This is a genomic window from Streptomyces sp. NPDC006510, from assembly GCF_040611955.1.
In the GTDB taxonomy this organism is placed as follows: domain Bacteria; phylum Actinomycetota; class Actinomycetes; order Streptomycetales; family Streptomycetaceae; genus Streptomyces.
This window is the reverse complement of sequence record NZ_JBEXPH010000311.1, coordinates 1-6,785: the sequence shown is the minus strand read 5'-3', so window position 1 is coordinate 6,785 and position 6,785 is coordinate 1. Positions and strand designations below refer to the sequence as shown.

Sequence of the window (6,785 nt, the reverse complement as noted above, 5' to 3'; positions counted from 1 at the left end):
CGTGCCGCGGCGCTGGCCGGCGTCCGGGTCGCACGCGCCCGGACCATCGCCTTCGTACTCTCCGGCGTCGCGGCCGCGCTGGCGGCGGTACTGGTCGGCGGGTTCTCCGGAGTCTCGGCACAGGCCGGCCGCGGCTACGAGTTCGAGGCGATCACCGCCGTCGTCCTGGGCGGCGTGGTGCTGGGCGGCGGCCGGGGTTCCGTCGTCGCGGCGATGGCCGGGGCGTTCTCGCTCCAGGCACTGTTCACCCTGCTCAACCTCCAGGGCGTCTCCGGCGCACTGGAATCGACCGTGCAAGGCGTCATCGTCATCGCCGCCGTCGCCCTCGGCGCAGCCGACTGGTCCCGGCTGCGCCGCCGCGGCACCGAACCCCCGGGAGCGAAAACCTCATGAGTACGCGAAAGACCGGACACGTCCTCGCGCCGATCGCCGCCCTGCTCGGCGCGGCCCTGCTGGCCGGCTGCACCAGTGACACACCGCCCGACGCGCCCGCCGCCGGAGCGAGCGGCAGCACGGCCGACCCGGGTACCGGCAAGCAGTCGAAGTTCTTGGACCGGGCCGAGTACGAACGCCAGCTCGGCCTCGCCGAGGTGCCCCCGCAGGGCCCCGCCGGAAAACCGTGGGAGCAGATGCTCCGCCCGAAGCTCGTCGACACCACCCAGTACCGGAAGAAGGGCTCCGGCGGAATCCGCCTCTGCTTCTCCAACGCCGGAGTCTTCAACCCCTGGCGCCAGGTCGGCCTGAAGAACATGCGGGCCGAGGCCGCACTCCACAAGGAGATCACCGACTTCACCGTGCTCGACGCGCAGGGCAAGGACGACAAACAGATCTCCGACATCCAGGAGCTCGCCGGCCAGGACTGCGACGCCCTGATCGTCTCCCCGAACACCACGGCCACCCTCACCCCCGCCGTCGAGCAGGCCTGCGGAAAGGTCCCCGTGATCGTCTTCGACCGGGGTGTCGAGACCGACTGCGCCGTCACCTTCATCAACCCGATCGGCGGCTACGGATACGGAGCGGTCGCCGCCGACTTCCTCGTCGAGCAGGTGAAGCCCAAGGGGAAGATCCTCGCCCTGCGGATCTCCCCCGGCGTCGATGTGCTGGAGACCCGCTGGTCGGCGGCGAAGCTCGCGTTCGACAAGAGCGGACTCGACGTCGTGGACGTGAAGTTCACCGACGGCGACCCGGCCAGGACCAAAGCGATCGTCACCGACGCCCTCACCCGCAACGGCGACATCGACGGCGTCTGGATGGACTCCGGGGCCACCTCCGTCGCCGCCGTCGAAGCCTTCGAGGACGCGGGCAAGGACGTACCGCCCATCACCGGTGAGGACCAGCAGGACTTCCTCCAGGTCTGGAAGGAGAAGAAGCTCACCGCGATCGCCCCCTCGTACCCCACTTTCCAGTGGCGCACCCCGGTCGTCGCCGCGCTGCGGATCCTCAAGGGGGAGCAGGTCCCCAAGGAGTGGAAGCTCCCTCAGCCCACCGTCACCCAGGACACCCTCGACCAGTACTTCAAGCCCGGCATGCCGCCCCTGCACTACGCGATGTGCGGCTGCGAGAACCTGCCCGGCTTCCCGGAGAAGTGGGGAGGCAAGAAATGACCGCCGCTCTCCCGCTCGGTGCCAATCCGTGGATCTGGCACTCGCCGGTGACGTACGAAACACTCGGTGACGTGCTGCCGAGGCTGTCCGCGTGGGGCTTCGACTGCGTAGAGATCCCGCTGGAGAACGACCGGGACTGGGCGCCCGCATCCGTCGCCGAGCTCCTCGACGCCGCCGGTCTCGCCCCCGCCGCGGTGATCGCCGTCATGCCGCCCGACCGCGATCTCGTCCGCACCGATCCGCGGACGGTCCGGGTCACCCAGGACTATCTGTACCGCTGCGTCGACGCCGCCCGTGACCTCGGCGCCCCCACCGTCGCCGGACCCATGTACTCGGCGGTGGGCCGCACCTGGCGGATGGACCGCGCCCAACGTGCCGCGGCATACCAGGAGTTACGGGAGAACCTCGCCCCGGTCGTCGAGCACGCCCGCGCCGCGGGGGTGCGCCTCGCCGTGGAACCCCTCAACCGGTACGAGACGAGTCTGCTCAACACCGTGGACCAGACGCTGGAAGCGCTGACCGGGCTCCCCGAGGGCACCATCGGCCTCGCGCTGGACGTGTACCACCAGAACATCGAGGAACGCTCGCTGCCCGACGCCGTACACCGCGCGGCGGGCCGCATCGTCCATGTCCAGGTGTGTGCCAACGACCGCGGCACCCCCGGCGCCGACTCGCTCGACTGGCCCGGCTTCCTCACCGCGCTCACCACGAGCGGCTACCGGGGCCCGCTCTGCATCGAGTCGTTCACCGCCCACAACGACGCCATCGCGGTCGCCGCCTCGGTCTGGCGGCCGCTCGCCGACACCCAGGACAGCATCGCGACCGAGGGCCTGGCCTTTCTCCGCCGGGCCCTCGGCACCACCCCCTGACCTCCGCTCGTCCGCAACCCGCAGAGAGGACCTGCTCGTGAGCCGTCACCGATTGCTCTGTCATGTCCGTGACATGCAGCGTACGTTCATCGCGCTGGTGGGCGCACTGCTCCTCGCGCTCACCGCACTGCCCGCGTCCGCAGCCACCACCGGCAAGGCGCCCGCCTTCCGCGCCCTGCTCTTCACGCGCGCCGTCGGTTATGTGCACGCCTCCATCCCGGCCGGCATCCAGATGTTCAAGGAGGAGGCGGCCGCGGGCGGCTTCGAGCTGGTCGAGACCGCCGACCCCGCGGTCTTCGACACGGCGAAGCTCAAGGACTTCGACGTCATCGTCATGCTGCAGAACTCCGGCATGGTCTGGGACACCGACGCCCAGCGCGAAGCGATGCAGTCCTACGTCCGCGGCGGTGGCGGCGTCGTCGCCCTCCACAACACCCTCGACATGGGCATCGAGGAGACGTTCCCCTGGTGGGACGAGGCCGTCAACGGCGGTGTCCACATGCCGGCCCACTCACCCGGCGTCCTCCAGGGCACCGCCAAGGTTGCCGACCGAGTCCACCCCTCCACCGCAGGACTCCCCGAACGCTGGGAGCGCCCCGAGGAGTGGTACAACTTCGACCGGAACCCCCGTGGTGACGTTCACGTACTGGTCACCGCCGACGAGACCACGTACAACCCCGGCGGCTCCGCGATGGGCGCCGACCACCCGATCTCCTGGTGCCGCAACACCGAGGGCGGCAGGGTCTGGGCGACCGCCATGGGCCACGACACCGCCTCGTACAGCGAAGCCGCTTTCCGCACCCATGTCATGGGGGGCCTCAAATGGGCCGCGGGCAACAAGCCCGGCGACTGCGGCGGCACCGTCTGGAGCGGCTACGAGAAGGTCACCCTCGACGACAACACCGCCGACCCGATGGAACTCGACGTGGTCAAGGACGGCCGGGTCTTCTACGTCCAGCGCAGCGGCGAGGTCAACATCTACGACCCGGCGGCCCACGCCACCACCACTGCCGGGAAGCTCGACGTCTACACCGGCGGCGAGGACGGCCTGGTCGGCATGGAACTCGACCCGGACTTCATGAAGAACCACTGGATCTACCTCTACTACGCCCCTGCGGGCGCCACCGAGGACGTCAACCGGCTCTCCCGCTTCACGGTCAAGGGCAACACCCTCGACCTCACCAGCGAGAAGAAGCTCCTCGACGTCCCCGCCTACCGCGACCGCAGCTTCCCAGAGCCCGGACACACCGGAGGCGGTGTCGAGTTCGGTCCCGACCGCACGCTCTACCTCGGCGTCGGCGACGACACCCCGCCCAACCTCGACCCGAACTGGCAGGGGTACGCCCCGCTCGACTGGCGCGAGGGCAAGCAGATGCTGGACGCCGCCCGCACCGCGGGCAACACCAACGACCTGCGCGGCAAGATCCTTCGCATCCGGCCCAAGAACTCCGGTGGCTACACCATTCCCGAGGGGAACCTCTTCGCCCCCGGGACCGCGAAGACCCGCCCGGAGATCTACGCGATGGGCTTCCGCAATCCCTTCCGCTTCACCGTCGACCCCAAAACGGGCTACGTCCACGCCTCCGACTACGGCCCCGACCGCGGACTGCCCACCACCGACCGAGGACCCGAGGGCCTGGTCGAGTACGACGTGATCAAGAAGGCCGGCAACTTCGGCTGGCCGTTCTGCCACGGCAACAACCAGGCGTACGCCCCGTACAACCCCGACACCAAGGAAGTCGGCCCCAAGTTCGACTGCGCCAACCCGGTGAACCCCTCGCCCAACAACACCGGACTGACCGAACTCCCGGCCACCCAGCAGCCGGAGATCTGGTACGGCTACGGCGCGTCCCAGGAATTCCCCGAGATCGGCAGCGGCGGCTCGGCCCCGATGAGCGGCCCCGTCTACCACTACGACAAGAAGAACCCGTCCACCACGAAGTTCCCCGCCTACTTCGAGGGCGCGAGCTTCTTCTACGAGTGGTCGCGCAACTACGTCAAGGAAATCCGCTTCGACAAGGACCAGAAGCTCCTGAAGATCAACGACTTCCTCTCCACCCAGAAGTTCAACAAGCCGATGGACATGACGTTCGGGCCCGACGGCTCGCTCTACGTCCTCGAATGGGGCAGTTCCTTCGGCGGCGGCAACAACGACTCCGGGCTCTACCGCATCGACTACGCACAGGGACAGCGCGCCCCCGTGGCCAAGGCCGCCGCCTCCGCCACCGACGGCCCCGTACCGCTGAAGGTCGACTTCTCCAGCGAGGGCAGCAACGACCCGGACGGGGACGCTCTCAGCTATGCCTGGGACTTCGACGGCGACGGCACCTACGACTCCACGGAGGCGGACCCCAGCCACACCTACACGGTCAAGGGCGACTTCGCCGCCCAGCTGAAGGTCACCGACTCCACCGGCAAGTCCGGCTACGCCAACATCCCCGTCACGGCGGGCAACACGGCACCGAAGGTGACCATCGAATTCCCGGTCAGCGGCAAACTCATCGAGTTCGGCGACAAGATCCCGTACAAGGTCACGGTGACCGATCCCGAGGACGGTCCGGTCGACTGCTCCAAGGTCACCGTCAACCCGGCCCTGGGCCACGACGACCACGAGCACCCCACCACCGACATCCCCGGCTGCGAGGGGACCGTGGACACCGGTGATCTGGGCGGCCACCCCGAAGGCGCGGACCTCACCTACGTACTCAACGCCAAGTACACCGACAAGGGCGGCGACGGCGTCTCCGCCCTGACCGGCTACGGCCGCGCCGTGCTCCAGCCGAAGCACAAGCAGGCGGAGTACTACGACGCCCAGTCCGGCACCCGGATCGTCGCCCAGGAAGGAGCCGAGAACGGCAAACGGATCGGAGACATCTCCAACGGCGACTGGGTCGCCTTCGACCCGATGAGCGTCGAAGGCATCGGTACGGTCAGCTACCAGCTGTCCTCACCCAACGGGGTCGGCGCGGTCGAACTGCGCGCGGACGCCGCCGACGGCCCGCTGCTCGCCACCACACCGATCCCCAATACAGGCGGCTGGGACAACTATCAGTCGACCCCGCCCGTGCCCGTCCAGGAACTGAAGGGAACCCACAAGCTGTACCTCGTCTTCACGTCCCCGCAGAACAACTCGTTCGACGTGGACGCGGTCGACTTCAAGAACCCCTGACAGCACCTCGGCGCGCTGCGGGCCCGGTGTGTCGGCACCGGATCCGCAGCGCGCACCCCCCTGGCAGGGTCAGCGAGTGCCGACCGCGGCACGCACGGCCCTGCGGGCCATCGCGCAGTCGTCGTGCAGCCGGCGCAGCAGCAGCCGCTGCTCCTCGCTCGACGACAGCGCACCGGGGCGGTCCTGACCGGCGGCCGAGGACGTCGAATCGCGCATGGCCCGCTGTACGGCCGTCTCGTACGTACGGATCTCGCGGGTCAGCACCAGCATCAGGTTCACCAGGAACGCGTCCCTCGCGGCGGGACCCGCGGCCTGCGCCAGCTGGCTGATCTGACGTCGCGCCGCCGGGGCGTCACCGAGGACCGTCCACAGCGTCGCCAGGTCGTAGCCGGGCAAATACCAGCCCGCGTGCTCCCAGTCCACCAGCACCGGACCCGTGGGCGACAGCAGGATGTTGGAGAGCAGCGCGTCACCGTGACAGAACTGCCCCATGCCCTGACGGCCGCCCGCGTACGCCAGACCGTGCAGCAGCTTCTGCAGGTCGCCCAGATCCCGGTCGGTGAACAGCCCCAGCTCGTGATAGCGGGCGATCCGCGAGGCGTAGTCGAGCGGAGCCTCGAAGAGCCCCGGCGCCGGCCGCCAGGCGTTGACCCGGCTGATCGCGCCCAGCGCGGCCCGCACATCGGCACGGGGCGGGGCCTCCGACGGATGCCGGGTCAACGCGGCCACCCGGCCTGGCATCCGCTCGATCACCAGGGTGCAGTTCTCCGGATCGGCCGCGATGAGCCGCGGCACGCGCACCGGCGGACGGTGCCGGACGAACGCACGATATGCAGCTATTTCGTGACGGAACCGCTCCGACCACGCGGGGGAGTGGTCCAGTAAACACTTGGCGACCGCGGTCGCGCGGCCGGTGGAGCCGACGAGCAGTACCGAACGGCCGCTGCGGCGCAGTACTTGGACCGGCTTGAACTCGGGGCAGATCCGGTGCACCGAGGCGATCGCCATTCTCAGCTGCGCGCCCTGCGCGCCGGACAGGTCCAGCCGGCCGCTGAGCGGAGGGCCGACCAGCCCCGCGGGCCGACGCGGCCGGACCGCGCCGGGCGCCGGTGGAGCGGCATGCGGAGCGAGATACGGTCCGCC

4 protein-coding genes and 1 pseudogene are annotated in these 6,785 nt (G+C 69.4%); 4 read left to right on the top strand and 1 reads right to left on the bottom strand.

What is annotated here, in order from left to right; genetic code table 11:
* The 4 genes and pseudogenes from ABZY11_RS41915 to ABZY11_RS41900 form a co-directional block, all read left to right on the top strand.
* Window positions 1-393: pseudogene (locus ABZY11_RS41915) on the top strand (ABC transporter permease); the annotation flags it as partial.
* Window positions 390-1,604 carry an ABC transporter substrate-binding protein gene (locus ABZY11_RS41910; RefSeq protein WP_356484206.1) on the top strand — a complete coding sequence of 405 codons (1,215 nt, stop codon included), beginning with the start codon at window positions 390-392 and terminating at the stop codon, window positions 1,602-1,604. The pseudogene ABZY11_RS41915 and the gene ABZY11_RS41910, both read left to right, overlap by 4 nt.
* Entirely contained in the window at window positions 1,601-2,473 is an 873-nt protein-coding gene (locus ABZY11_RS41905; protein ID WP_356484205.1) for a sugar phosphate isomerase/epimerase, read from the top strand. Before ABZY11_RS41910 ends, ABZY11_RS41905 begins: the two co-directional genes overlap by 4 nt.
* 73 nt (window positions 2,474-2,546) lie before the next feature.
* Complete coding sequence (locus ABZY11_RS41900) at window positions 2,547-5,642, top strand: ThuA domain-containing protein (RefSeq protein ID WP_356484204.1); 3,096 nt, start codon at window positions 2,547-2,549, stop codon at window positions 5,640-5,642.
* Between the two features lie 69 nt (window positions 5,643-5,711).
* Here the strand turns inward: ABZY11_RS41900 and ABZY11_RS41895 are convergent.
* Window positions 5,712-6,785 (bottom strand): aminoglycoside phosphotransferase family protein (locus ABZY11_RS41895; protein ID WP_356484203.1); only part of this gene is annotated, 1,074 nt, incomplete at its 5' end.

What these genes read in the sequence shown, in the direction of transcription:
- ABZY11_RS41900 (WP_356484204.1), top strand. Translation starts at nt 2,547, where the DNA reads ATGCAGCGTACGTTCATCGCGCTGGTGGGCGCACTGCTCCTCGCGCTC.
- ABZY11_RS41905 (WP_356484205.1), top strand. Translation starts at nt 1,601, where the DNA reads ATGACCGCCGCTCTCCCGCTCGGTGCCAATCCGTGGATCTGGCACTCG.
- ABZY11_RS41910 (WP_356484206.1), top strand. Translation starts at nt 390, where the DNA reads ATGAGTACGCGAAAGACCGGACACGTCCTCGCGCCGATCGCCGCCCTG.